The organism is Agromyces zhanjiangensis (assembly GCF_040496055.1).
In the GTDB taxonomy this organism is placed as follows: Bacteria; Actinomycetota; Actinomycetes; order Actinomycetales; family Microbacteriaceae; genus Agromyces; species Agromyces zhanjiangensis.
Map to the genome: position 1 here is coordinate 319,680 of NZ_JBEPKB010000002.1, position 23,214 is coordinate 342,893.

A 23,214-nucleotide genomic window follows, 5' to 3' on the forward strand; every position below is an offset into this window, starting at 1 on the left:
CCGTCCGGTGGAGACTGGTGGGATGAGCGACGAGCGTTGCCCCGAGGCCGAGCTGGCCGTCCTCCGGCGGCACGCCGCGGACGCCTCCCTGATGGCCGGCGGCGCCGCGGCGATCCTGCTGCAGCTCGCCGATCCGAGGGTCGCCGCCGGCGTCGCGCGACACAGCCGGTTCCGGGACCGTCCGCTCGACCGGCTCGTCGGCACGCACGCCTACCTCACGGCGCTCGTGTTCGGCGACGACCGCGACATCCGCCACGTCTCCCGGATCGTCGACGCCCGCCACGCGACCGTCCGCGGCGACGGCGACCATCCGCACCGACCGGCGTACGACGCGCGCGACGCCGACGCCCAGCGATGGGTCGCGGCGACGCTCCTCGCGGTCGCGCTCGACCTCGAGGAGCGCCTCAGCGGCTCACGACTCGACACCGCGACCGCCGACGCGCTCGTGCGCGGCTACGCGCCGATCGCGGCGCGCCTCCAGGGCGGCCCGGCCGGCTGGCCCGAGACGCGGGCCGAGTTCGAGTCGTGGTGGGAGGCCCGGCTCGTGGACGTGCGGGTGGGCGAGGACGCACGGTCGGTCGCGCGCGACCTGCTCGCGGGCACCGGGCTGCCGCGGGTCCTCGTTCCGCTCATGGTGCCCGTCAGGCTGGTCACGGCGGCGCTGCTGCCGCCGAGCCTGCGCACCGCGTACGGGATGCGGTGGACCCCCCGCATCCGACGTGCGGCGGACGGATGGCTCACGGCGCTCGCCGTCCTCCGCCGACTCGTCCCGGCGCGCATCCGCGCCATCCCGACGAGGGCCTCCCTCCGACGGCTCCGACGCCGCAGCCGGTACGCTGAGGGTGACCTGCGAGGACGAGGATGACCCAGCACGCACCGAACCACGCCGAGCCGCTCGACGCGATCGACCGGCGGATCGTCGCGGAGCTCAGCCGCGACGGCCGGCTCTCGGTTCGCACCCTCGCGGAGCGCGTGCACATCTCGCGGACCGCCGCCCACAACCGCGTCCTCGCACTGCAGCAGCGCGGGGTGATCACCGGGTTCGGGGCGCAGATCGACCGCAAGTCGATCGGCCTGAACATCTCCGCCCTCGTCGTCGTCAGGATCGGCGACGTGTCGTGGGAGTCGATCGCCGCGAAGCTCGCCACCCTGCCGTTCGTCGAGAAGGTGCAGGCCGTCTCGGGCGACATCGACATCATCCTCACCGTGAGCGCGCCTGACCACGAGCAGCTCAGCCAGGCGATCCTGCGCGACATCCACGACATGCCCGGGGTGGTCTCCACGCGCTCGCACCTGATCCTCGAGGAGATCGACGGCCGACCACCGGCGCAGTCGCTGGACATCTGGCGTCCCTGACCGACCCCGGACGGGACGAACGGTTCGACTTCGGCCCCCCGCGAGCCGATCGTTCACGGTTGACTCGTACCCCGAGCGGGGGGCGTGCAGACTGTCGCACCATGGCCACATGAGCCTCAACGTCGAGCATCACGAGCCACGCGTCCTCCCCTCCGAGAAGCCGATCCGGCTCCTCGACAATGCGGGCCATGCGCTGCGCGGCCGCGAGACCGGCGGGTTCGAACTGCCGCCCGTCGAACGCCTTCTCGACCTCTACCGCCGCATGGTGATCGCGCGCCGCTTCGACGTGCAGGTGACTGCGCTCACCAAGCAGGGTCGCCTCGCGACGTATCCTTCTGCCTACGGCCAGGAGGCGTGCGAGATCGGCGTCGTGTCGGCGATCACGGCCGACGACTGGCTGTTCCCCACCTACCGCGACAGCATCGCGCTGCTCACCCGCGGCCTCGAGCCCGGCGAGATCCTCCAGTCCTTCCGCGGCGACTGGCACAACGGGTGGGACCAGCACGCGCACCGCACCGCCGCGATGGCGACGCCGCTTGCGACGCAGGCGCTGCACGCCGTGGGCCTCGCGCACGCCGCCCGGCTCCGCAACGACCCGATCGTCACCCTCACCTACCTCGGCGACGGCGCCACGAGCGAGGGCGACGCGCACGAGGCGTTCAACTTCGCCGCGGTGTGGCAGACGCCGACGGTCTTCCTCGTCCAGAACAACCAGTTCGCCATCAGCACGCCGATCGCCCGCCAGACGCACGCCACGACCCTCGCCGACAAGGCCGTCGGCTACGGGATGCCCGGCTACCACGTCGACGGCAACGACGTCGCGGCGATGTTCGCCGTCGCGACCGCCGCGGTCGACCGCGCACGCTCCGGCGGCGGCCCCACCCTCATCGAGGGGCTCACCTACCGCATCGAGTCGCACACGAACTCCGACGACCCCACCCGCTACCGCGCGGCCCGCGACGTCGAGCACTGGAAGCGCCGCGACCCGATCGAGCGGCTCGAGAAGTACCTCGTGTCCGAGGGGGCGCTGACCGACGAGATCCGCGCCGAGATCACCGAGGCCGGTGAAGCGCTCGCCGGCCGCACGCGCGACGCGATGAGCGAGTCCCCCGAGCTCGACCCGCTCGAACTCTTCGACCACGTCTACGCGACGCCGCGCACGGCGCTCGCCGAGCAGCGCGCCGCGCTCGAGGCCGACCTCGCCGCCCACGCCGGGCACGCACGCGAGGAGGTGGCCGCCCGATGAGCACGCCCGTCACCGAACCCGCGACGGATGCCGCGGCATCCGCCCCTCGCCCCCTGACGATGGCGGGCGCGTTGAACGCCGCCCTCCGCGACGCGATGGCCGACGACGACCGCGTCGTCGTCTACGGCGAGGATGTCGGACCGCTCGGCGGCGTCTTCCGCGTGACCGACGGCCTGCAGGCCGCGTTCGGCGAGGATCGCGTGTGGGACTCGCCGCTCGCCGAGGCGGGCATCGTCGGCACCGCGGTCGGCATGGCGATGTACGGACTGCGCCCGGTGGTCGAGATGCAGTTCGACGCGTTCAGCTACCCGGCCTTCGAGCAGATCGTCTCGCACGTCGCGAAGATGCGGAACCGCACCAAGGGTCACGTGAGCCTTCCGATGGTGATCCGCATCCCCTGCGCCGGCGCGATCGGCGGCGTCGAGCACCACTCGGACTCGTCAGAGGCCTACTGGGCGGCGACGCCGGGCCTCACCGTCGTCATGCCCTCGAACCCGGCCGACGCGTACTCGATGCTCCGCGAGGCCATCGACAGCGACGACCCGGTCGTCTTCATGGAGCCGAAGAGCCGCTACTGGTCGAAGGCCGAGCTGGCGCTGCCGGTGCGCACCGCGCCGATGAACCGCGCCGAGGTGGTCCGCGAGGGCACCGACGTGACCCTCATCGGCTACGGCCCGACAGTGCGCACGGCACTGGATGCCGCGGCCGCCGCCGAGGCGGAGGGCCTCTCGATCGAGGTGGTCGACCTCCGGAGCCTCTCGCCGTTCGACGACGAGACGGTGGGCGCGTCGCTGCGCAAGACCTCGCGCGCGGCCGTCATCCACGAGGCCGCGCAGTTCGGCGGCTACGGCGCCGAGGTCGCCGCGCGACTGACCGAGCGGAACTTCTTCCACCTCGCCGCCCCGATCCTCCGCATCACCGGCTACGACATCCCCTACCCGTCGCCGAAGCTCGAGGAGCACTACCTGCCCACGCCCGACCGCGTGCTCGAAGCGCTCGCCTCCTGGGAATGGGACCTCGCATGAGCGCGCGCGAGTTCATCCTGCCCGACCTCGGCGAAGGGCTCACCGAGGCCGAGGTCGTCGCCTGGCTCGTCGCCCCCGGCGACGAGGTCGCCGTCGACCAGCCCGTCGTCGAGCTCGAGTCCGCGAAGTCGGTCGTGCAGTTGCCCACGCCGTTCGCCGGCGTCGTCGAGTCGCTCGGCGGCGAGGTCGGCCAGGTGCTGCACGCCGGCGAGGTGCTGATGCGGCTGGCACCCGTGGGCGCCGACGTCCGGTCCGAGGCGACGGATGCCGCGGAGCCGTCCACCGCGGCCGAGCCCACGACCGCCGACGCCACGTCCGCGGACTCGGGGCCGATCGCAGCCGAACCCGGTATCGCCGTGCCGACCGAGGCGGCCTCGGAGGAGTCGGGGGCCGTGCTCATCGGCTACGGCACGCGCGCGAGCGCGGCCACCGCCCGATCGGCGTCCGCGCCGTCGCGGTTCGGCCGACGTCGCGACGCCGATCCGACGCCTGCTGCGACGACCGGCCCGGAGGCACCCTCCGAGCCCGTCGCCGGCACCGCCGACTCGGCCGTCGCCTCGGGGCCCGACTCCTCGCACGAGGTCGACGAGGCGACCCTCGCCGAGGCGCACGCCGCGCACACGCTCGAGCACGGCCGCCACTCCCCCGTCATCTCGCCGATCGTGCGCCGACTCGCCCGCGAGCACGGGTTCGACGCGAGCGAGCTGCTCGGCAGCGGCCCGGACGGCCTCGTGGTGCGCGCCGACGTCGAGGCGTTCATCGCCGAGCTCGACGACGCGCGCGCCGGCCGCGGCACCCCGCCCGCGATGCCCGTCGCGCCGAGCGCTCCGACCGCGCCAGCCGCGCCGCGCGCGGGCGAGCAGCGTGTCCCCCTCGACCGCATGCAGCGGGCCGCCGCGGCGCACTTCACGCGCTCGCGACGGGAGATCCCCGAGGCGACGGTCTGGATGGACGTCGACGCGACCGAGCTCCTCGCCGCGCGCCGCCAGCTGAACGCCGCGACGGGCGAGAAGTTCGGCATCACGGCGCTCGTCGCCCGGTTCGCGATCGCCGGGCTCCGGCGGCATCCGTCGCTGAACGCGAGCTTCGACGCCGACCGCAACGAGCTCGTGCTGCACTCCGGGATCAACTTGGGGCTCGCCGCGCAGACCCCGCGGGGCCTCCTCGTGCCCGTCGTGCACGGCGTCGAGCGGATGTCGCTCCGCGACCTGCGCGACGCGATCCAGGCTCGAACCGACCAGGCGTCGACGGGCGCCTTCCCGCACGATGCGCTCACGGGCGGCACCTTCACGCTGAACAACTACGGCACGCTCGGCGTCGACGGCTCCGCGGCGATCATCAACCACCCCGAGGCCGCGATGCTCGGCATCGGACGGCTCGTGGAGCGACCGTGGGTGGTCGACGGCGCGATCGTCGTGCGAACGGTCACCGAGCTCACGATCTCGTTCGACCACCGCGTGTGCGACGGCGCCGAGGCGGCCGCGTTCCTCACGTTCATCGCCGGCTGCATCGAGCGTCCGATCTCGCTGCTCGCCGACCTCTGATCGACCCGGGCCCGCGAGCGACACCCGAGACGAGGCGAAGGCGCATCCGGAGGGATGCGCCTTCGCCGTTTCCGGGCTCCAGCCGGTCTAGAAGAAGTCGTCGGGCGTGCCGGCGGCGCGCTGGACGTCGCGGGTCTCGATGCGGGCCGCCTCGAGCTTCGCGACCGCGACGCGCAGGCCGGACTCCATCTGCGCGGCCCACGCGTCGGACTCCCGCGCGCTCGTCTCCGCGGCACGTGCACGGGCCTCGGCCGCATCCGCAGAACGCCGCGCGTCGGCCACCTGCCGCAGCGCCAGCGAGATGCCGTAGTACGCGGCGACCATGGTCGCGACCGGTGCCGCGACGATCGCGAGCGCAGCGATGCCGGAGGCGTCAGGGCTGAACGCGACGACGAGCGCGAACGCCAGGAAGAGCGCCGCGATCGCGACGAGCACGACGAGCATGAAGCGGAGGTCCCGGCTCCACGATGCGCGCTTGGCCGTCGCGTCGGCCTGCGTGTCGGTGGGCTCCGGCTCGGTCTGGAAGACGACGGTGTCGCCGTAGGCGCCGTCGCCGCCCGAGTGGTCCACGGGACGGGTGGTCGTGTCGCTCATGTCGCGCAATCCCCCAGTGTTGGCATGTCCCCCAATTGTGGGCCGGGCCGGTGTAGCGGTCAAGCAAGCGCGCCGGATCGCGACGGCCCCGATGTCGGTGGGTCATGAGAACCTCTCGACATGGGAATCGTCGAATTGATGCAGGCCAGGGAGCTCGCCGTGGGCGACGTCCTCGTCAGCGCGACCGGCGCCTCGTACGAGATCACCAGGGTCGCGCGGGTCGGGCGCGGCATCCGCGTGCAGTACGTGACCGAAGAGGGGCGTCCGGGGCGGCTCACGGCCGCGCCCGAGTCGATCATCCGCGCGCGTCGCTCCCGCGCCACGCACGCCGCCTGACCGGTTCGCGATCGCGGGCGATGGCCGCGGCGCGTCCCCTGCCACGAGCGAACCAGTGAACGACGAAGCCCCCGAGCGATTCGCTCGGGGGCTTCTTCGGTGGATCTGAGGGGACTCGAACCCCTGACCCCCTGCATGCCATGCAGGTGCGCTACCAGCTGCGCCACAGACCCGTTCTACACCGACTCGGTCGGTGTGCCGCCCCCTTCGGGGCAACGGATTCAGATTACACCAGCCCTCGGGAGGATGCGAAATCGAGCCGGGCTCAGCCCTGCGACGACGTCCCCGGGCCGGTCGACGACCCGTCACGCTCGAGCAGTGGTCCCACCGGAATGGCCGGGCAGTCACGCCAGAGACGCTCCAGCCCGTAGTACATGCGCTCCTCGCGGTGGAAGACGTGAACGACGAGGTCGCCGAAGTCGAGCAGGGCCCAGCGCCCCCCGTCGCGTCCCTCGCGGCGCGAGATGTCCTGGCCCTCTTCGCGGAGCGCTTCGACGACCGCATCGGCGATCGCGACGACGTTGCGCTCGGCGGTGCCGGTGACGAGCAGGAAGACGTCCGCGAACGGCAACGGCTCGGACACGTCGAGCGCGACGAGATCCTCACCGCCCTTCGCGTCCGCTGCGCGCGCGGCGATGGCGAGCAGGCGGTGTGCGTGGTCGGTTGCGGTCATGTCCTCGACTTCCCGGAAGCCGGCATGCGGCCCGCCCCCCATCATGTCCTCGATCAGAAGAGCCCTGCCATCGCGCCGACGACGAGCGTCGCCACCACTCCGAGTGCGAGCACGCCCGCGGTGACCGCGAGCACGAGGGGCACGTTCATGCCCTCCTTGCTCGGAGGCGCCATCATCGCCTTGCTCGGCTGCTGCGTGCTGATCGCCCGTGTCGCCGAGACCGGCGCGACGCCGGGGCCGGCGACGTCCTCCACCGAGTCGAACAGGCGATCCACGTCGCTCGAGTCGACCTGGCTCGGATGCACCCCGGTCGCGCCGTAGCTTCGCGGCAGGTCGATCGATCCCGTCACGATGATCTCGCCGCTCGGGGCGAGCTGCTGACCGAGCGGACCCTGGTCGGGCAGCGACGGCAGGATGAGCGCGTTCGTCGTCGTCGGGACGCCGCGCGCCGAGCCGCCCCGGGACAGGAGCTGGTCGTACGGCTCCGAGTGGTCGTCGGGAAGGTTCAGCTGCGAGGTCCAGTGCCCGACCGGCTTCGGTGCCACGACGGGCTCGTCCAGGCCGGCGTCGACCGTCGTGTGCGGTGCTGCCGCCCGCGTCGGCGCGGACTGGTGGGGGTGCCGCGACGGCTGCCCCTCGTCGTGCGGGCGCCCGGCGACCGGCGCGTTCGGTCGGCGTTGCGGACCGACGCCCGCGGGCGTCGGATGCGGCGGCGCGGCCTCGGGCTCGAGGTCGTCGACGTCGTCGAAGCCGTCGCCCGAGTGCGATTCGAGCATCGCACGGAGCTCCCGACGCGTGAGCGTGCGCTCGGGCGTGGTCTGCGGTGCGGGCGCGCTTCGCGGCGGCCCCTGTGGGGGTCGCGGCGGAGCGGCGCCGGGCGTGGCCTGCCTCTGACCGGGATACCGCCGGTCGTCGACGGGCACGGGCATCGGTCCCGACGTCGTCGCGGAACGCGGTGGTTGCGCCGCCCGCTGCGGCGCCTGGGTCGGCGCGCCGGGCGCAGGCGGTCCCTGCTGCCTGCGCGGGTCGTTCCAGCCCTGCGGCGGGCGCTGCGCCGGCGGGGCCTGAAGCGGATCCGCCTGACGGGGGTCGGCCCGGCGCTCCGGAGGCATGCCGGACGGCCCGCCTGCCGCCGGCCGGGCGGGTTGCGCCGACCGCGGGTCCTGCCCCTGCGGGTACGCGGGCTGAGCCTGCTGCTGCGGATACTGCTGGGGACGCGGCGGCGACTGCTGCGCGGGTGCAGGTGCGGCGGCGTCCGGCGCCGACGACGCGGCGCGCTGCTGTTCCAGCATGCGCTCGCGCTCGCGCATCTCACGGCGCGTGAGCGGCGGTTCCTGCGACGACGTCATTCGACTCTCCGGTAGAGGTGGTGCTTGGAGATGTACTGGACGACCCCATCAGGCACCAGGTACCACACCGGTGATCCCCGGTGCACTCGGTCCCGGCAATCGGTCGACGAGATCGCCAACGCCGGGACTTCCAGCAAGCTTACGTCCTGCTCGGGCAGTCCCGAAACGGACAGTACATGTCCCGGTCGACTCACAGCCACGAAATGCGCGAGGCTCCAGAGCTCCTCGACGTCCTTCCAGGAGAGGATCTGCGCGATCGCATCGGAGCCCGAGATGAAGAACAGGTCGGCGTCGGGCCGCTGCCGGCGGATGTCGCGCAGCGTGTCGATCGTGTAGGTCGGCTTCTCCCGGTCGATGTCGACCCGGCTGACCGTGAACCTCGGATTGGAGGCGGTCGCGATCACCGTCATGAGGTAACGGTGCTCCGCCGGGGTCACGACCTCCTTGTAGTAGGGCCGCCCCGTCGGGACGAACACCACCTCGTCGAGGTCGAACTCCTGCGCGACCTCGCTCGCCGCCACGAGGTGCCCGTGGTGGATGGGGTCGAAGGTTCCGCCCATCACGCCGAGGCGCGGGCGCCGCGCTGCCGAGCTCATGGCCGGATCGACGGGGTCAGTGACCGCCGTGCTCGCCTCCCGCGTGGCGGGCGGCGTACGCCTCGGCCTTGCTGCGGTGGCGGTTCGCCACGTCGCGGTACGAGTAGACGACGACGCCGAGCGCCGCGAAGATCCCGAAGACGATCACGCCGTACCAGATCGGGTCGAACGGGAGTTCCCTCGCGAACTCGGTCTCGGTCAGGACCGTGATCGTCTGCAGTGCGGTCGCCAAGCTCATCAGCCGTTCCTCCAGGTGTTTCGGGTGACGCTCGGGACAGTCTATCGGTGCGCGCGGGCCGCCCGCGGCTCAGCCGCGCACGTGGCCGGAACCGCGCACGATCCACTTCGTGCTGGTCAGCTCCGGCAGGCCCATCGGACCGCGCGCGTGCAGCTTCTGCGTCGAGATGCCCACCTCCGCGCCGAAGCCGAACTCCGCACCGTCGGTGAAGCGCGTCGACGCGTTCACCATGACCGCCGCGGCGTCCACCTCGTCGAGGAAGCGCTCGGCGTTGCCGAGGTCGTTCGTGACGATCGACTCGGTGTGCTTCGTCGAGTAGCGCCGGATGTGCGCGAGCGCGTCGTCGAGCGAGTCGACCACGCCCACGTTGAGGTCGAGGCTCATGTGCTCGGTGGCCCAGTCCTCCTCCGTCGTCGGCAGCGCGCCGGGGTGCAGCGCCCGGACGCGATCGTCGCCGTGCACCGTGACCCCGGATGCCTCGAGCCGGGCGAGCACGGGCGGCAGAAGCCGGTCGGCGGCGTCGGCGTGCACGAGCAGCGTCTCGAGCGCGTTGCAGACGCTGGGTCGCTGCACCTTGGCGTTGTGCACGAGGTCGACCGCCCAGTCCTCGCGCGCACTCGCGTCGAGGAACATGTGGACGACGCCCGCTCCGGTCTCGATGACCGGCACGGTCGCCTCGTCGACGACGGCACGGATCAGCGCCGCGCTCCCCCGTGGGATGAGGACGTCGACGTGGTCGCGCGCACGCATGAGGTGACGTGCTCCCTCGCGGCCGTAGTCGTCGACGGTCTGGACGACGTCGCCCGGGAGACCGGTGCCCGCGATCGCCTCGCGGAGCACATCGACGAGCACGGCGTTGGTGCGCTCCGCGGCGGAGCCGCCGCGGAGGGCGACCGCGTTGCCGCTCTTCAGCGCGAGCGCCGCGATGTCGACGGTGACGTTCGGCCGGGCCTCGTAGATGGCCCCGACGACGCCGAGCGGCACGCGCACCTGCTCGATGCGCACCCCGTTCGGGAGCGTGCGGCCGCTCACGGTCTCGCCCACCGGGTCTCCGAGCCGGACCACGTCGAGCACGGCGTCGGCGATGGCGCCGATGCGTGCTTCGTCGAGCGTGAGGCGGTCCAGGAGGCCGGTGCCGAGGCCCGACTCCCGGCCCCGTTCGAGGTCCTCGCGGTTCGCCGCGACGATGTCGTCGACCCGCGCTCGGAGCCGCTCCGCGATCGCCGCGAGCGCGGCATCCTTCTCGGCGGTGGTCGCGCGGGCGAGGCGCCGCGACGCCTCCTTGGCGGCGGCGAGGCGCGCGTCGAGCACCTCGGCGAGGTCTGCGGGGGCGGTGCGGACGTCGGTCATGCGTCCAGCCTAGTTCCGCGCCGAGGGCCGGATGCCGCGTGTGACGTCAGTCCGTCGCGGGCTCGAACCAGGTGCCCACGGGCTCCCCCGCGAGCGCCTCGTCGACGAGCGAGGTCGCCGTCACGAGCACGCCGGTGCCGGATGCCGCGGCGATCCGTGCGGCCGAGACCTTGGTCTCCGCACCGCCGGTGCCGACGCCGGCGCGGCCGATGGAGCCGATCTCGATGCCCGCGAGCTCGTCGCCGAAGGGCACGTGCGTGATGCGCTCGGCACCCGGCAGGTGCGGCGGCCGCGTGTAGAGCGCGTCGACGTCGGAGAGCAGGACGAGCAGGTCGGCACCCGTGAGCTCGGCGACCATCGCGGCGAGCCGGTCGTTGTCGCCGAACCGGATCTCGTGCGTCGCGACCGTGTCGTTCTCGTTCACGATGGGCAGGATCCGCAGGCCGAGCAGACGTTCCATGGCGCGCTGGGCGTTCAGCCGGTGGGTCGAGTTCTCGAGGTCGCCCGCTGTGAGCAGGACCTGGCCGGCGACGATCCGGTAGCGCCGCAGCGACTCCTGGTACCGGTAGATGAGGATGTTCTGGCCGACGGATGCCGCGGCCTGCTGGGTCGCGAGGTCATCGGGTCGAGCGTCCAGCGCCAGGTACGGCATCCCGGTCGCGATCGCACCCGAGGAGACGAGCACGACCTCGGCGCCGCGCGCGTGCGCGCCCGCGAGGGCGTCGACGAGCGGGGCGATCTGGCCGACGTTCTCCCCGGAGATCGAGGAGGATCCGACCTTCACGACGATGCGCCGTGCGGAGGCGATCCCGTCGCGGGTCAGACCGGTCATCCCCGCCCCTCGTCGTCGGTGCCGGCGGCGTCCTGGTCGCCGGCCCAGATGCCGGCCTCCCGCTCGCGCTCGAGTTCGGCGCGGGCCTCGGCCTTCGCGTCCATGCGCTCGTGGTAGCCGCTGCGTCGTTCCGCGCGAGTGGCGCGGCGGCGCTCGTCGAGTCGGTCGTCGGTGCCGCGGGGGGACGACATCAGCTCGGCCGTCGAGGTGAGCGTCGGCTCCCAGTCGAAGACGACGCCGGCACCCGGTCCGATGACCACGGTCGAGCCGGCCACCGCACCGGCGCGGACGAGTTCGTCCTCGACGCCGAGGCGGGCGAGCCGGTCGGCGAGGTAGCCGACGGCCTCGTCGTTCTGGAAGTCGGTCTGCGCGACCCAGCGCTCGGGCTTGGTGCCGAGCACGCGGTAGATCGTGCCGTAGCTGCCGCCCTCGGGCTTGACCACGAACTCGGGCTCGCGGACCGCCCTGGGCCGGAGCACGATGCGGGGCGCCTCGGGCTCCTGCGCCGCCTGGGCTCGGGCACGGTCGACCTCCTCGCCGAGCGCGAAGCCGAGCTGGCGGAGGCCCTCGTGGCTCACCGTGGAGATCTCGAACACGCGGTAGCCGCGCGACTCGAGCTCCGGGCGGACGAAGTCCGCGAGTTCGCGGGCCTCCGGGACGTCGATCTTGTTGAGCGCGACGAGCTGCGGACGTTCGAGGAGCGGCACCTGCCCTTCGGGCACCTCGTACGCCTCGAGTTCGCGGAGGATCACCTCGAGGTCGGTGATGGGGTCGCGGCCCGGCTCGAGCGTGGCGCAGTCGAGCACGTGGAGCAGCGCCGAGCAGCGCTCGACGTGGCGGAGGAACTCGAGCCCGAGGCCCTTGCCCTCGCTCGCGCCCTCGATGAGCCCGGGGACGTCGGCGACGGTGAACCTGTGGTCGCCGGCCTGCACGACGCCGAGGTTCGGGTGCAGCGTGGTGAACGGGTAGTCGGCGATCTTGGGCCGCGCCGCGGACAGCGCGGCGATGAGGCTCGACTTGCCGGCCGACGGGAAGCCGACGAGCGCGACATCAGCGATGGTCTTCAGCTCGAGCGTGACCTCGCCCTCGTAGCCGGGCGTGCCGAGCAGCGCGAAGCCGGGGGCCTTCCGCTTCGGGGAGGCGAGCGCCGCGTTGCCGAGTCCACCCTGGCCGCCGGGCGCGACGACGAACCGCATGCCGGCCTCGGTCAGGTCGACGAGCTCGGTGCCGGCGTCGTCCTTGACGACCGTGCCGACGGGCACGGGCAGCTCCAGGAGCTCGCCCGCGGCGCCCGAGCGGTTGTCGCCCGCTCCGGGCTGGCCGTTCTCGGACGAGCGGTGCGGGCGGCCGTGGTAGGCGAGGAGGGTCGTGACCTGCGGGTCGGCCACGAGGACGATGTCGCCGCCGTCGCCGCCGTTCCCGCCGTCGGGGCCGGCGAGCGGCTTGAACTTCTCACGGCGCACCGACACGCAGCCGTTGCCGCCGTGGCCGGCGCGCAGGAACAGGCGCACCTGGTCGACGAAGCTCACCATCGCCGCATCACTACTCCTTCTGGAAACACGTGAGGGCGAGCCGAAGCCCGCCCTCACGAAAACCGGTCGCTGCTTACGCGTCGACCGAGACGATGTTCACGACCTTGCGGCCGCCCTTGTTGCCGAACTCGACAGCGCCCGCCTCGAGGGCGAACAGCGTGTCGTCTCCGCCACGACCCACACCCGAACCGGGGTGGAAGTGCGTGCCGCGCTGGCGGACGAGGATCTCGCCGGCCGAGACGACCTGGCCGCCGAAGCGCTTCACGCCGAGGCGCTTGGCGTTCGAGTCACGACCGTTGCGAGTGGAGCTCGCACCCTTCTTGTGTGCCATTGTCCCTGTCTCCTCTGGCCGTTACTTGATGCCGGTGATCTTGACGCGCGTGAGCTCCTGACGGTGGCCCTGGCGCTTCTTGTAGCCGGTCTTGTTCTTGAACTTCTGGATCACGATCTTCGGACCGCGCAGGTCGTTCAGGACCTCGGCCGTGACCGTGACCTTGGCGAGCGACTTCGCGTCGGAGGTGATCTTGTCGCCGTCCACGAGGAGGACGGGCGTGAGCTGGACGTTGCCGTCCTTGTCGGCCGCGATCCGGTCCATCGTCACGATGGTGCCGACCTCGACCTTCTCCTGCCGGCCACCGGCGCGCACTACTGCGTAAACCACTTCTCGTACCTATCTCCAGGGAGCCTCGCGACTCCTACGAATTTGATGGGATGTCACTGCGCGGATGACCCCAGCGGGAAGGAGGGTCGTCACTGCCAGAAAACTGTGCGTGCCGGCCGGGATAAGCGGCGGCACCAACGGTCGAGTTTACCGGATGCCCGCAGGGCGGTCAAACGGGCTCCGACCGCGTGTCGCCGAGCCACGAGCGGATGCCGCGGGCGCGGCGTACACTCGGCCCATGGCCGTGCTGATCGACCCGCCGCTCTGGCCGAAGCACGGCACCGTCTGGTCGCACCTGGTGAGCGACACGTCGATCGAGGAACTCGTCGCGTTCGCAGATCGCACGGGCATCCCGCGACGCGGCTTCGACCTCGACCACTACGACGTGCCCGCCGAACGCTACGACGAGCTCGTCGCGGCGGGAGCGGAACCCGTCCCGCCGCGCGACCTCGTCCGCCGGCTCGCGGCGAGCGGGCTGCGGGTCACGCCGCGCGAGCGGCGCGCCTCACTCGGACGCTGAGTCCGGCGACGAGCCGTCCGGCCGCGTGATGACCGGCGGTGCGCCCGCCGGGCTGAGCGCGGCGGTGGAGACGCGACGGCTGCGCGAACGCGACCGTCCCTCCCCGGCCGCCTTCGGCGCGGGCAGCGAGTCGAGCACCGAGTCGAGGAGCGTCTCCGCCTCGGCCGCCCGGGACGGACGGTCACGGCGCGAGGGCGCCTCTGGCAGGTCGATCAGCGTCGCGGGCCGTGATGTCGACTCGTCGACACGGCCCGGCGACTCCTCGGCGGGTCGGTCGCCGGAGGCCTCGGACCGTCGCTCGTCGCGCGGCTCGCGGTCGCCCGAGGGCGCGCGGTCGCCCGACGACTGCTGCGACCCCGAGCCGCGCGACGAACGGCGACGACCGCGCCGCCGCTCGCTCCGCTGGCCGGGCTCGGTGCCGGCTGGCGCTGCAGCCGTCGACTCGGACTCCGGCCCGGACGCCTGAGCCGCACCCTCCGGCGCTTCCTCGGCGGGCGCCGACGCCTCCGGATTCGCGGTCGGACGCTGCTCCTGGTGGGCGACGGTCGATGCCGCGATCTGCGCGAGGGCGTTCTTGACGTCCTCGGTGATCGCGTGCGTGCCCTGGTGCGCCTTGTCGGTCGTCGGCTGCTGCGGCTGGCCGCCGCCGCCGTTGCCGCCGCCGCGATTGCGACGACGCTCGACCTGCTGCTGCGGCGCGCGGTGCTTCGCCACCGGCTCGTGGTGCACGATGATGCCGCGGCCCGCGCAGACCTCGCACGGCTCGCTGAAGGTCTCGAGCAGGCCGAGGCCGAGCTTCTTGCGCGTCATCTGCACGAGGCCGAGCGAGGTGACCTCGGCGACCTGGTGCTTCGTCCGGTCGCGCGACAGGCACTCGACGAGGCGTCGCAGCACGAGGTCGCGGTTGGACTCGAGCACCATGTCGATGAAGTCGACGACGATGATGCCGCCGATGTCCCGGAGGCGGAGCTGCCGGACGATCTCCTCGGCGGCCTCGAGGTTGTTCTTGGTGACCGTCTCCTCGAGGTTGCCGCCGGAGCCGACGAACTTGCCCGTGTTGACGTCGACGACGGTCATCGCCTCCGTGCGGTCGATGATGAGCGAGCCGCCCGAGGGCAGCCACACCTTGCGCTCGAGGGCCTTCTCGATCTGCTCGGTGATGCGGAACTCGTCGAACGCGTCGCGCTCGCCCTCGTAGGCCTCGACGCGCTCGAGCAGGTCGGGCGCGACCTGGCCGAGGTACTTCTCGATGGTCCGACGGGCGTCGTCGCCCGAGATGATCATCTTCTGGAAGTCCTCGTTGAAGACGTCGCGGACGATCTTGATGAGCAGGTCGGGCTCGGAGTGCAGCAGGGCCGGCGCCTGGACCTTCTCGACGGTCGCCGAGATGTCCTGCCACTGCGAGATCAGGCGGTTCACGTCGCGCGTGAGCTGCTCCTCGGTGGCGCCCTCCGCGGCCGTGCGGACGATGACGCCCTGGTTCTCCGGGAGCACCTCCTTCAGGATCTTCTTGAGGCGCGCGCGCTCGGTGTCGGGCAGCTTGCGGCTGATGCCGTTCATCGAGCCGTTCGGCACGTACACGAGGTAGCGGCCGGGCAGCGAGATCTGGCTCGTCAGGCGGGCGCCCTTGTGGCCGACCGGGTCCTTCGTGACCTGGACGAGCACGCGGTCGCCGGGCTTCAGCGCGAGCTCGATGCGGCGCGGCTGGTTCTTCTCGCCGTTCTCGGCGGCAGCCTCCCAGTCGACCTCGCCCGAGTAGAGCACGGCGTTCCGGCCGCGGCCGATGTCGACGAACGCGGCCTCCATCGAGGGCAGCACGTTCTGGACCCGACCGAGGTACACGTTGCCGATGAGCGACGCGTCCTGGTTGCGTGCGACGTAGTGCTCGACGAGCACGTTGTCCTCGATCACGCCGATCTGGATGCGCCCGCCCTTCTGGCGCACGACCATCTGGCGATCGACCGACTCGCGCCGGGCCAGGAACTCCGCCTCGGTGATGACCGCACGGCGCCGGCCGGCATCGCGGCCGTCGCGACGGCGCTGCTTCTTCGCCTCGAGGCGGGTCGACCCCTTGACCTTCTGGGGCTCGGTGATGAGCTCGGGCTCGCGCGGCTTGCGGACCTTGACGACCGTGTTGGCGGGATCGTCGTCGTTCGTGCGCGATTCGTCGCCGCTCCGGCGACGTGAGCGGCGGCGCACGCTCGAGCCCTCGCGATCGGCGGCCTCGCGTCCCGCCGCGCGGTCGTCGTCGCGCTCGGGACCGGACCCGGCGGGCGGCGCGTACACGGGCGGCGCGTGGAAGATGAGCGAGGTCGTCGAGAGCACCGACGGGATCGGCGAATCGGCCTCGGCCTCGGCCTCTTGGGCCTCGGCCGGCTCGGTCCCTTCGGCCGCGGATGCGTCGTCGGTCGCGCCGTCGGCTGGGGCATCCGCCTCGACGGCGTCGGGTGCGGCCGGGGTGTCCCCGGCCTCGTCGCCCTCGGGGGCCTGAGCAGCCTCGACCGCGGGCTCGTCGGACGCGGGGGTCTCGGCGACGGTCTGGTCGGCGTCGGCTGCCTCGGCCGACGTGGTCGCGGACTCGTCGGTCGACGCCGATTCGGCCGACCCCTCGGCCGGTGCGTCCTCGGCGGCGGACGAATCGGCAGCGACCCGCGGCACGACCTGCGCCCGACGTCCCGTTCGCCGTCCCCCGAAGATGCCGCCCCGTCGGCGGGGCTCATCGCCCCCGGGTTCGGTCGGCGGTGTTGCGTTGTCTTCCACCATCTCTGGTGCACTCCTACACCGGGTGCGACGGCCGCGCCATCGTTCCCGTACTCCTCGGAGCGGACCAGCGCGTTTCGCGCTGTTCCGCCAATCCTTCAACTGCTGCGCCCGGCGGGTGCCGGTGACGCCAAATCTCGCGGTTCCTCCGCGGATGGGATGCGGTGCATCCTCGAAGCCCTCGTTGGCGTCGCACCGGGCGCGGCCCGGGCGACTGCATCGATTATCGCACGCTCTCCCAGCGACCCGGCGAATCGCCGTGCCAGAATCGGGGTCATGCCCGACTCCCCCCGCGCATCCCGTCCGATCGGCTTCGCCGTCTTCCTCCTCGTGGCGGGGGCGCTGGGACTGCTCGCGGCCTTCGAGCTCTCGCTCGAGAAGGTCCTCACGCTCGCCGATCCGAGCCACATCCCCAACTGCAACGTCGGCGTCCTCGTCGGCTGCAGCACGAACCTCGCGTCGTGGCAGGGCAGCCTGTTCGGCTTCCCGAACCCCTTCATCGGCCTCATGGCGTGGCCCGTCGTCATCACGATCGCGATGACCCTCCTCGCCGGCGCGCGGTTCGCACGCTGGTTCTGGATCGGGCTGAACATCGGCGTCACTGGCGCCGTCGTCTTCGTCGGATGGCTGATCTACCAGAGCATCTACGCGCTCGACGTGCTGTGCCCCTGGTGCATGCTCACCTGGGCGGTGACGATTCCCACCTTCCTCGTCGTGACGCTGCGGAACCTCCGCGAGGGCGTCTTCGGCGACTCGCCCGGCCTCCGGAGGTTCGGGGCATCCGCGATGGGCTGGATCGTGGTGATCACGGCGGCGTGCTACGCGATCGTGATCGTCCTCGCGCAGGCGCAGATGAACGCCATCCCGCGCGTCATCATCGACCTGCAGAACCTGTTCTGAGGCCGACGGCCGCACGCGGAACAGTCGGCCGCCGTGACGACGGCGGGGCCGGGGCATCCGCTCTACGGATGCCGCGGCCCAGCGACGCGGATCAGGTCAGGCGAACCAGAGCGACAGCTCGCGCTCGGCGGACTCGACCGAGTCGGAGCCGTGCACGAGGTTCTGCTGCACCCTGAGGCCCCAGTCGCGGCCGAAGTCGCCGCGGATGGTCCCAGGCAGCGCCGTCGTCGGGTCGGTGGCCCCCGCGAGCACGCGGAAGCCCTCGATCACGCGGTTGCCGGCGACGCGCATCGCGACGACCGGGCCCGACTCCATGAACTCCATGAGCGGCTCGTAGAAGGGCTTGCCCTCGTGCTCGGCGTAGTGCTGCGCGAGCAGGTCCCGGTCGGCCTGCAGCATGCGGATGTCGACGAGCGAGTAGCCCTTCGCCTCGATGCGGCGCAGGATCTCGCCGGTGAGGTTGCGCGCGACGCCGTCGGGCTTGACGAGGACGAGGGTCTCTTCGATGGCGGTGGTCATGCGGATTCCTTTCCAGGGTCGGCGACCGAGGCGGCCTCTGCCGCCCGGGCACGATCGATGCGCGCGCCGACGATCATGCAGTACGCCCACATGCCGCCGAACAGCGCGCCGACGACAAACATCGCCGGGTTGAGGAGCCCCGAGGCGAGCAGCAGCACCTGCAGGGCCCAGCCCAGCACGTACGCCCACTCGTAGCGGAGCAGCGGGATGGTGATGAGGAGGCCGAGGATCACGACGCCGCCCGCGGCGAGCGGCGCCCATGTCGGCAGGCCGAATGCGCCGCCGTCCTCCCGCGAGAGCCCCCAGATCACGAGGGCGGCGAGGAAGACGACGACGATCTCGAACGTGAGCACGATCGACGCGAGGCTCTCGCGAACGGATCGCGCACGTCGCGCGGGCCGGGCGAGGCGGGTGTCGGCACCGTCGACCGGTTCCTCCGCTCCCGTCGGCTCGTCGCCCGGGCTCGGCGCAGCGGCGGTCATCGGTCGCTCCAACCGCGGTCGTCGGCGATCGCGAGGACGTCGCCCACGAGCGTGATCGACCCGGTCACGACGACGGCGCGCTTCTCGGCGCGGCCCGCCCAGTCGCGGGCCTCGTCGAGCGCGTCGTCGAGCCGCTCGGCGACGTCGACCCGCTCCGGCCCGACGACGCCGGCCACGACCGCGGCGAGCTCCTCGGGCGGCAGGGCACGGTCGGATTCCGATCGCGTGACGATGAAGTGCGCCCCGGTCGGCTCGAGCGCGCGCACGATGCCCGCGGCGTCCTTGTCGCCGAGCACGCCGAGCACGATCACGAGTTCGTCGAAGTCGAACACCTCGCCGAGGGCCGCGACGAGCGCCGTCGCGCCGTGCGGGTTGTGCGCGGCGTCGACCAGGATCGTCGGGTCCGTCGAGACGAGCTGGAGTCGGCCGGGCGAGGTCACGGCGCCGAGGCCGGCCTCGAGCACCTCGTCGGCGAGGCGGACGGCGCGGCCGAGGAACGCCTCGACGGCGGCGATCGCGACGGCCGCGTTCTCGGCCTGGTGGCGGCCGTGCAGCGGCAGCGCGAGGTCGCGGTACTCCCCCGCCAGGCCCCGGACGGACACCAGCTGCCCGCCGACCGCCACGCGCGAGTCGAGCACGGCGAACCCGCCCCCCTCGACGGCGAGGTCCGCCTCGTTCCGCTCGGCGACCTCGCTCAGCACCGTGAGCGCCGCCGGATCCTGGAACGCCGTCACGACCTCGGCGCCCGGCTTGATGATCCCGGCCTTGGTCCGCGCGATCTCCTCGATCGTCCGGCCGAGCCGCTGCTCGTGGTCGATCGCGATCGGCGTGATGACGGCCACCTGGCCATCCGCCACGTTCGTGGAATCCCACTCGCCGCCCATGCCGACCTCGAGCACGACGACGTCGACGGGTGCGTCGGCGAACGCCGCGAACGCGAGCACGGTGAGCGCCTCGAAGTAGGTCAGCGCCTCGTCGTCGCGGGACCGGAGCTCGTCGTCGACGATCGCGACGACGGGAGCGATCTCGTCCCAGATCCGGGCGACGGCCTCGTCGGCGATCGGCTCGCCGTCGATGCGGATGCGCTCGGTGAACCGCACGAGGTGCGGGCTCGTGAGGAGCCCGGTGCGGAGCCCCTGCGCGCGAAGGATCGACTCGATCATCCGGCTCGTCGACGTCTTGCCGTTGGTGCCGGTCAGGTGGATGACGGGTGCGGCCCGGTGCGGGTCGCCGAGGAGCTCGACGGCGCGCCGGGTCGCGTCGAGGCGCGGCTGCGGGGCCGACTCGCCGACGCGGGCGAGGAGGTCGGCGTAGACCACGTCGGCCGCGTCGCGCTCCTCGGGGGTCGACTCGGGGATCGCGTCGGTCATCGGGCGGCCTCCGTCAGCTTCGAGACGGCGACGAGCAGCTTCGAGCCGTCGCCGAGCTTGTGGGCGACCTCGCCGTCGACCTCGCGCACCGTGACGAGCACCTCGGGCGCGAGCGTCTCACGCCCGATCAGGTCGCGATGCGCCTCGGCGGCCGCCGCGCCGGCGGCGTCGAGCGTGAGGTCGAGGCGGATGCGATCGCCGACCTCGAGGCCGGCGGCCTTCCGCGACTCCTGCACGGCACGCACGATGTCGCGCGCGAGGCCCTCGGCCTCGAGTTCGGGCGTCGTGCGCACGTCGAGGATCGCGAAGCCGCCGTCGGCGAGGAGCCCGAGCGCGTCGCCGCCGTCGGCACCGCCGCTCGCCTCGAGCACGAGGTCGTACTCGCCCGGCTCGAGCACGATGCCCCCGGCCACGACCGCGTCGCCGTCGACCGACCAGTCGCCGCCGCGCGCCGCCTGGATGGCCTGCTGCACCTGCTTGCCGAGCCGCGGACCGGCGGCGCGAGCGTTCACCGTGAGCCGCTTGGTCACGCCGTAGGCCGCGGCGCTCGAGTCGTCGAGCTCGACGAGGTCGACGCGCTTGACGTTCAGCTCGTCGCGCAGGATCGCCTCGAACGGCGCGAGGTTCGCGGCATCCGTCGTCACGACCGTGAGCGACGCGAGCGGCAGGCGCACGCGGCGACCGGCCTGCTTGCGGAGCGCGAGCACGGCGCCGGTGACCTCGCGCACGGCGTCCATCGCCGCGACGAGCTCGGGGTCGGCCGGGAACTCGTCGGCGACCGGCCAGTCGGCCAGGTGCACGCTGCGACCGCCGGTGAGGCCGCGCCAGACCTTCTCGGTCACGAGCGGCAGCATGGGCGCCGCGAGGCGCGAGAGCGTCTCGAGCACGGTGTACAGCGTGTCGAACGCCTCGGCACCGGCGCCGTCGTCGCCCACGCCCTGCCAGAACCGGTCGCGCGAGCGACGCACGTACCAGTTGGTGAGCACGTCGCCGAAGTCGCGGAGCTTCTGCGACGCGAGCGTCGTGTCGAAGTCCTCGTAGTCGGCGGTCACGGCTTCGACGAGGTCGCGGAGCTTGGCGAGCAGGTACCGGTCGAGCACGTCGGTCGACGCCGTCGAGCGGGATGCCTCGTAGCCGCCAACCTTCGCCGTGTTGGCGTACAGCGAGAAGAAGTACCAGGTGCTCCAGAGCGGCAGCATGAGCTGGCGCACGCCCTCGCGGATGCCCTCCTCGGTCACGACGAGGTTGCCGCCGCGCAGCACCGGGCTCGACATGAGGAACCAGCGCATCGCGTCGGAGCCGTCGCGCTCGAAGACCTCGGAGACGTCCGGGTAGTTGCGCAACGACTTCGACATCTTCTGCCCGTCGCTGCCGAGCACGATGCCGTGGCTCACGACGTTCTTGAACGCCGGCCGGTCGAACAGCGCGGTCGCGAGCACGTGCATGACGTAGAACCAGCCGCGCGTCTGACCGATGTACTCGACGATGAAGTCGGCGGGGTTGTGCGTGTCGAACCAGTCCTGGTTCTCGAACGGGTAGTGCACCTGCGCGAAGGGCATCGAACCCGAGTCGAACCACACGTCGAACACGTCGGAGATGCGGCGCATCGTCGACTTCCCGGTCGGGTCGTCGGGGTTCGGCCGCGTGAGCTCGTCGATGTACGGGCGGTGCAGGTCGGGCTCGCCCTCGGGGTTCGTGGGCACGCGGCCGAAGTCGCGCTCGAGCTCCTCGAGCGAGCCGTACACGTCGACGCGCGGGTACTCGGGGTCGTCGCTCTTCCACACCGGGATCGGCGAGCCGAAGTAGCGGTTGCGGCTGATCGACCAGTCGCGGGCGTTGCCCACCCACTTGCCGAACTGGCCGTACTTGACGTTCTCGGGAACCCAGGTGATGTCCTCGTTGAGCTCGCTCATGCGGTCGCGGAACTCGGGGACGCGCACGAACCAGCTGGACACCGCCTTGTAGATCAGCGGGTTCCGGCAGCGCCAGCAGTGCGGGTACGAGTGCTCGTAGCTCGCCTGCCGGAGCAGGCGCCCTTCGGCCTTGAGCAGTTGCGTGAGCGGCTTGTTCGCGTCGGACCAGAGCAGGCCCGCGACATCCGTCACCTCGGGGAGGAACCGGCCCGAGTCGTCGACCGAGATCACGACGGGGATGCCGTGCGCCTCGCAGACCTTCTGGTCCTCCTCGCCGTAGGCGGGCGCCTGGTGGACGATGCCCGTGCCGTCCTCGGTCGTGACGTAGTCGGCCAGGAGCACGCGCCAGGCGCGCTCGAGGCCGAACCGCTCGGCGTCGGCGTAGTAGTCGAACAGGCGGTCGTACGTGACGTCCTCGAGCTCGGCGCCGACCACGGTGCGCGACACGGCCGCGCGCGCCTCGTCGGCCGAGTCGTAGCCGAGGTCCTTCGCGTAGTTTCCGACGAGGTCGAGCGCGAGCAGGTACTCGGCGCCCAGCACCTCGGTGTCGTCGGGGCCGCCCGGGGCGTGCTCGCGGAGCACGGTGGCGTCGGGCGTGCCGTTCGGGCCGGCCGGCACGACGGCGTAGGTGATCTCGGGCCCGACGGCGAGCGCGAAGTTCGTGGGCAGGGTCCAGGGCGTGGTCGTCCAGGCGAGAGCCCGCACCGCGGTGAGGCCGAGCGCCTCGGCCTTCGGGCCGGTGAGCGGGAACGTGACCGTGACGGTCTGGTCCTGACGCGGCTTGTAGACGTCGTCGTCCATGCGCAGCTCGTGGTTCGACAGCGGCGTCTGGTCGCGCCAGCAGTACGGCAGCACGCGGTGGCCCTCGTAGGCGAGGCCCTTCTCGTGCAGCGTCTTGAACGCCCAGAGCACGGACTCCATGAAGGTCACGTCGAGCGTCTTGTAGTCGTTCTCGAAGTCGACCCAGCGCGCCTGGCGGGTGACGTAGTCCTGCCACTCCTCGGTGTAGCGGAGCACGGCGTCGCGCGCGGCGCGGTTGAACGCGGCGATGCCCATCTCCTCGATCTGCACCTTGTCGGTGATGCCGAGCTGGCGCTCGGCCTCGAGCTCGGCGGGCAGGCCGTGGGTGTCCCAGCCGAAGCGGCGGTGCACCTGCTTGCCGCGCATGGTCTGGAAGCGCGGGAAGACGTCCTTCGCGTAGCCGGTCAGCAGGTGGCCGTAGTGCGGCAGGCCGTTGGCGAACGGAGGGCCGTCGTAGAACACCCACTCCTCGGCGCCCTCGCGCTGGTCGATCGAGGCCTGGAACGTGCCGTCGGCCCTCCAGTGCGCGAGCATCTCCTGCTCGATCGCCGGGAAGGACGGCGACGGCGTGACGGACTGCTGCTCGGGGTCGTGGCCCTTGGGGTACAACGCTCGCT

At 72.1% G+C, this 23,214-nt stretch carries 23 protein-coding genes and 1 tRNA gene; 8 read left to right on the forward strand and 16 right to left on the reverse strand.

The window, feature by feature from the left end:
• Window positions 1-22: 22 nt before the first annotated feature.
• From ABME02_RS04705 to ABME02_RS04725, 5 genes are all read left to right on the forward strand, one after another.
• Complete coding sequence (locus tag ABME02_RS04705) at window positions 23-865, forward strand: oxygenase MpaB family protein (protein ID WP_353814120.1); 843 nt, start codon at window positions 23-25, stop codon at window positions 863-865.
• Window positions 862-1,356 carry an Lrp/AsnC family transcriptional regulator gene (locus ABME02_RS04710; RefSeq protein WP_353814122.1) on the forward strand — a complete coding sequence of 165 codons (495 nt, stop codon included), beginning with the start codon at window positions 862-864 and terminating at the stop codon, window positions 1,354-1,356. Before ABME02_RS04705 ends, ABME02_RS04710 begins: the two co-directional genes overlap by 4 nt.
• A gap of 109 nt (window positions 1,357-1,465) precedes the next feature.
• On the forward strand, window positions 1,466-2,602 hold the full coding sequence (gene pdhA, locus ABME02_RS04715; RefSeq protein ID WP_353814123.1) for a pyruvate dehydrogenase (acetyl-transferring) E1 component subunit alpha: 1,137 nt from the start codon (window positions 1,466-1,468) through the stop codon (window positions 2,600-2,602).
• Entirely contained in the window at window positions 2,599-3,627 is a 1,029-nt protein-coding gene (locus ABME02_RS04720) for an alpha-ketoacid dehydrogenase subunit beta (protein WP_353814124.1), read from the forward strand. Before pdhA ends, ABME02_RS04720 begins: the two co-directional genes overlap by 4 nt.
• The gene (locus ABME02_RS04725; RefSeq protein ID WP_353814125.1) at window positions 3,624-5,171 is read left to right on the forward strand and encodes a dihydrolipoamide acetyltransferase family protein; all 1,548 of its coding nucleotides are present in this window, start codon (window positions 3,624-3,626) and stop codon (window positions 5,169-5,171) included. The genes ABME02_RS04720 and ABME02_RS04725 overlap by 4 nt, the downstream gene beginning before the upstream one ends.
• An 87-nt stretch (window positions 5,172-5,258) precedes the next feature.
• On the opposite strand, the gene ABME02_RS04730 is transcribed toward ABME02_RS04725, so the two are convergent.
• Entirely contained in the window at window positions 5,259-5,765 is a 507-nt protein-coding gene (locus ABME02_RS04730) for a hypothetical protein (RefSeq protein WP_353814126.1), read from the reverse strand.
• A gap of 120 nt (window positions 5,766-5,885) precedes the next feature.
• Between ABME02_RS04730 and ABME02_RS04735 the strand changes: the two genes are divergently transcribed.
• Complete coding sequence (locus tag ABME02_RS04735) at window positions 5,886-6,101, forward strand: hypothetical protein (RefSeq protein WP_353814127.1); 216 nt, start codon at window positions 5,886-5,888, stop codon at window positions 6,099-6,101.
• A gap of 100 nt (window positions 6,102-6,201) precedes the next feature.
• On the opposite strand, the gene ABME02_RS04740 is transcribed toward ABME02_RS04735, so the two are convergent.
• The 10 genes from ABME02_RS04740 to rplU all read right to left on the reverse strand — a co-directional run bounded on the left by ABME02_RS04740 (window position 6,202) and on the right by rplU (window position 13,332).
• Window positions 6,202-6,274: transfer RNA gene (locus ABME02_RS04740), tRNA-Ala, on the reverse strand.
• Window positions 6,275-6,366: 92 nt separating this feature from the next.
• The gene (gene rsfS / locus ABME02_RS04745; protein WP_129235833.1) at window positions 6,367-6,774 is read right to left on the reverse strand and encodes a ribosome silencing factor; all 408 of its coding nucleotides are present in this window, start codon (window positions 6,772-6,774) and stop codon (window positions 6,367-6,369) included.
• A gap of 53 nt (window positions 6,775-6,827) precedes the next feature.
• Entirely contained in the window at window positions 6,828-7,550 is a 723-nt protein-coding gene (locus ABME02_RS04750) for a hypothetical protein (protein ID WP_353814128.1), read from the reverse strand.
• A gap of 569 nt (window positions 7,551-8,119) precedes the next feature.
• Entirely contained in the window at window positions 8,120-8,719 is a 600-nt protein-coding gene (gene nadD / locus ABME02_RS04755) for a nicotinate-nucleotide adenylyltransferase (protein WP_353814129.1), read from the reverse strand.
• A 16-nt stretch (window positions 8,720-8,735) separates the two neighbouring features.
• The gene (locus tag ABME02_RS04760; RefSeq protein WP_353814130.1) at window positions 8,736-8,957 is read right to left on the reverse strand and encodes a hypothetical protein; all 222 of its coding nucleotides are present in this window, start codon (window positions 8,955-8,957) and stop codon (window positions 8,736-8,738) included.
• Between the two features lie 69 nt (window positions 8,958-9,026).
• The gene (locus tag ABME02_RS04765; protein ID WP_353814131.1) at window positions 9,027-10,307 is read right to left on the reverse strand and encodes a glutamate-5-semialdehyde dehydrogenase; all 1,281 of its coding nucleotides are present in this window, start codon (window positions 10,305-10,307) and stop codon (window positions 9,027-9,029) included.
• Window positions 10,308-10,353: 46 nt separating this feature from the next.
• Window positions 10,354-11,139 (reverse strand): glutamate 5-kinase, encoded by a 786-nt coding sequence (proB, locus tag ABME02_RS04770; RefSeq protein WP_353814132.1) that lies wholly within the window; start codon window positions 11,137-11,139, stop codon window positions 10,354-10,356.
• Window positions 11,136-12,671, reverse strand: a complete 1,536-nt coding sequence (gene obgE, locus ABME02_RS04775; protein ID WP_353814133.1) for a GTPase ObgE — start codon at window positions 12,669-12,671, stop codon at window positions 11,136-11,138. Before obgE ends, proB begins: the two co-directional genes overlap by 4 nt.
• A 73-nt stretch (window positions 12,672-12,744) precedes the next feature.
• On the reverse strand, window positions 12,745-13,002 hold the full coding sequence (gene rpmA / locus ABME02_RS04780) for a 50S ribosomal protein L27 (RefSeq protein ID WP_353814134.1): 258 nt from the start codon (window positions 13,000-13,002) through the stop codon (window positions 12,745-12,747).
• A 21-nt stretch (window positions 13,003-13,023) separates the two neighbouring features.
• Window positions 13,024-13,332, reverse strand: a complete 309-nt coding sequence (gene rplU, locus ABME02_RS04785) for a 50S ribosomal protein L21 (RefSeq protein ID WP_166548834.1) — start codon at window positions 13,330-13,332, stop codon at window positions 13,024-13,026.
• 238 nt (window positions 13,333-13,570) lie between these two features.
• Here rplU and ABME02_RS04790 point away from each other — a divergent pair, with 238 nt between their 5' ends.
• On the forward strand, window positions 13,571-13,852 hold the full coding sequence (locus ABME02_RS04790; RefSeq protein WP_353814135.1) for a DUF4031 domain-containing protein: 282 nt from the start codon (window positions 13,571-13,573) through the stop codon (window positions 13,850-13,852).
• Here the strand turns inward: ABME02_RS04790 and ABME02_RS04795 are convergent.
• Window positions 13,838-16,615 carry a ribonuclease E/G gene (locus ABME02_RS04795; protein WP_353814136.1) on the reverse strand — a complete coding sequence of 926 codons (2,778 nt, stop codon included), beginning with the start codon at window positions 16,613-16,615 and terminating at the stop codon, window positions 13,838-13,840. The genes ABME02_RS04790 and ABME02_RS04795 overlap by 15 nt on opposite strands.
• Window positions 16,616-16,888: 273 nt before the next feature.
• On the opposite strand from ABME02_RS04795, the gene ABME02_RS04800 reads away from it, so the two are divergent.
• Window positions 16,889-17,512 carry a vitamin K epoxide reductase family protein gene (locus ABME02_RS04800; RefSeq protein WP_353814137.1) on the forward strand — a complete coding sequence of 208 codons (624 nt, stop codon included), beginning with the start codon at window positions 16,889-16,891 and terminating at the stop codon, window positions 17,510-17,512.
• Window positions 17,513-17,608: 96 nt separating this feature from the next.
• On the opposite strand, the gene ndk is transcribed toward ABME02_RS04800, so the two are convergent.
• Genes ndk through ileS form a run of 4 tightly spaced genes read right to left on the reverse strand, consistent with a single transcriptional unit; the run spans window position 17,609 to window position 23,206 of the window.
• Window positions 17,609-18,031, reverse strand: a complete 423-nt coding sequence (gene ndk / locus ABME02_RS04805; protein WP_353814138.1) for a nucleoside-diphosphate kinase — start codon at window positions 18,029-18,031, stop codon at window positions 17,609-17,611.
• Complete coding sequence (locus ABME02_RS04810; RefSeq protein ID WP_353814139.1) at window positions 18,028-18,513, reverse strand: DUF4233 domain-containing protein; 486 nt, start codon at window positions 18,511-18,513, stop codon at window positions 18,028-18,030. Before ABME02_RS04810 ends, ndk begins: the two co-directional genes overlap by 4 nt.
• Window positions 18,510-19,883, reverse strand: a complete 1,374-nt coding sequence (locus tag ABME02_RS04815; protein ID WP_353814140.1) for a bifunctional folylpolyglutamate synthase/dihydrofolate synthase — start codon at window positions 19,881-19,883, stop codon at window positions 18,510-18,512. Before ABME02_RS04815 ends, ABME02_RS04810 begins: the two co-directional genes overlap by 4 nt.
• Window positions 19,880-23,206: an isoleucine--tRNA ligase gene (gene ileS / locus ABME02_RS04820; protein WP_353814141.1), complete on the reverse strand. Its 3,327-nt coding sequence runs from the start codon at window positions 23,204-23,206 to the stop codon at window positions 19,880-19,882. The genes ABME02_RS04815 and ileS overlap by 4 nt, the downstream gene beginning before the upstream one ends.
• Window positions 23,207-23,214 lie beyond the last annotated feature (8 nt).